A 2,145-nucleotide genomic window follows, 5' to 3' on the forward strand; every position below is an offset into this window, starting at 1 on the left:
GTGCTGCGCAACAGCTCCGCCATGACCGGGCTCGGCCTCACGCTGGCCGCGTGGTGCGCAATGAGCGGGCTGGCCAGCCTGGCCACGCAGATGCGGCACGCGCGCGACTGGCGCTCCGGCCTGCGCCAGTTGCCGGCCGGCTACTACGGCATGTTGCTGGCCCACATCGGCGTGGGCGTGTTCATCACCGGCGTCACGCTGGTCAAGAGCCAGGAGAGCGTGCGCGAGTTGTCGATGCGCGTGGGCGATTCGGTCGCGGTGGGCGGCTACGATTTCCGCTTTGACGGCGTGGCGCCGGTCAGGGGACCGAACTACGACGCGCTGCGGGGCACGGTTACGGTGACACGGCAGGGCCGCCCGGTCACCACGCTAGCCACCGAGCGGCGCGTCTATCGCAGCCAGGACATGCCGACCACCGAGGCCGCCATCGACACCGGGCTCGCACGCGATCTCTATGTCGCGCTCGGCGATTCGTCGGATGCCACGTCCGCCGATGCCCGCTGGGCGCTGCGGGTCTACGTCAAGCCCTTCGTCTCGTGGGTCTGGGGCGGCTGCGCGTTGATGGCGCTGGGCGGACTCCTTGCCGCCAGCGACCGCCGATATCGCGCGCGCCATCCGGCGATGGCGGTCACGTCTGCGGTCACGACCAATGACGATGCGGGGGCTCGCCCCGCCACGCCCCCGCTGACGCTGCCGGCCAGCAAGGAGTCCGAAGCATGATGCGCTTCCTGCTTCCATTGGGCGTATTCCTGGCGATCGTGATCGCCCTGGCGGCGGGGCTGCGCCACGATCCACGCGAGCTGCCTTCGTCGCTGGTGGGCAAGCCTGCGCCCGCATTCGTACTGCCGGTACTTGAAACCTCTGCAAACGCCAACGTGCAAAAATTCGACCCGGCCAGCCTGCGCGGCAAGGTCTGGGTGTTGAATGTCTGGGCGTCCTGGTGCACCGCGTGCCGCGCCGAGCATCCGGTCCTGCTCGGCATGGCCGGGCAGACGCAGGTGCCGCTCTATGGCCTGAACTACAAGGACACGCGCGGTGCGGCGCTGGAGTGGCTGCAACGGATGGGCGACCCGTACAAGGCCTCGGCCGTCGATGCGGATGGCCGCGTCGGCATCGACCTTGGCGTGTATGGCGTGCCGGAGACCTTCATCATCGACGCAGCGGGTGTGGTGCGCTATCGCCAGGTCGGCCCGGTCACACAGCAGGTCCTCGAACAGAAGCTGCTGCCACTCCTGAAATCGCTCGAAAACGGGGGCGGCCGTGCCTAGAACCTGGCTCTCCACGCTGACGCTGCTGATTGCGCTCCATGCCGGCGCGGCATTCGCGCTGACGGATGCGGAACTCGACGCGCGCGTGCTGGCGCTCTCCTCGCAGCTTCGGTGCCTGGTCTGCCAGAACCAGACACTGGCCGACTCAAACGCCGATCTGGCCGTCGACCTGCGCCGCCAGATCCGGGCCCAGATGGCGCAAGGGGCCAGTGACGACGCGATCAAGACCTATCTGGTGCAGCGCTACGGCGACTTCGTGCTCTACAAGCCGCCGTTCAAGCCGCAGACGTGGCTGCTGTGGCTCGGCCCCTTCCTCCTGCTCGTGGCGGTGCTGGCCTGGCTCTGGCGCGGCAGGCGCCGCCAGATGGCCGCCGGCGATGCCGTGGAGGAGACGGAACGGGACATGCAATCGCCCGCGCGCCGCCAGTCGCTGCTGACCAATGCGATGCTGTTTACCGTGCTGCCACCGGTGGCCGTCGCGCTGTATCTGCACCTGGGCTCGCCAGTATCGCTGCTCGGATCGGCAGTGGCGCACGATGGACCTCACGGCCCCGATGGCGAGGTCACCCTGACGGCCGCCCGCGTCGAGGACATGGTCGACCAGCTCGCCGCACGCCTGCGCAAGAATCCGAACGACGCCGAGGGCTGGGTCATGCTGGGGCGTTCGTACACCGTGCTCGAACGCAACGACGACGCGGCGGAGGCATTCGCCCGCGCGGTGGCGCTGGAGCCAGAGGTGGCGTCGCTGCGTTCCGACTACGCGGACGTGCTGGCCAGCGTCAACGGCGGATCGCTCGAAGGCCCGGCGATGGCGCAGATTGACGCCGCGCTGCGGCTCGACCCCGACGACCCGAAGGGGCTGGCGCTGGCCGCCAGC

General features: G+C 69.1%; 3 protein-coding genes. All 3 read left to right on the forward strand.

The window, feature by feature from the left end:
• Window positions 1–720, forward strand: a 720-nt coding sequence (locus D769_RS26545) for a cytochrome c-type biogenesis CcmF C-terminal domain-containing protein (protein ID WP_040011281.1), incomplete at its 5' end; no start/stop codon positions are given.
• Window positions 717–1,268, forward strand: a complete 552-nt coding sequence (locus D769_RS26550; RefSeq protein ID WP_008651322.1) for a DsbE family thiol:disulfide interchange protein — start codon at window positions 717–719, stop codon at window positions 1,266–1,268. The genes D769_RS26545 and D769_RS26550, both read left to right, overlap by 4 nt.
• The coding region (locus D769_RS33005; RefSeq protein ID WP_008651325.1) for a cytochrome c-type biogenesis protein CcmH at window positions 1,261–2,145 on the forward strand (885 nt) is incomplete at its 3' end. The genes D769_RS26550 and D769_RS33005, both read left to right, overlap by 8 nt.

The organism is Cupriavidus sp. HMR-1 (genome assembly GCF_000319775.1).
In the GTDB taxonomy this organism is placed as follows: Bacteria; Pseudomonadota; Gammaproteobacteria; order Burkholderiales; family Burkholderiaceae; genus Cupriavidus; species Cupriavidus metallidurans.

Coding starts and splice junctions, on each gene's coding strand:
- D769_RS26550 (WP_008651322.1), top strand. CDS start 717: ATGATGCGCTTCCTGCTTCCATTGGGCGTATTCCTGGCGATCGTGATC.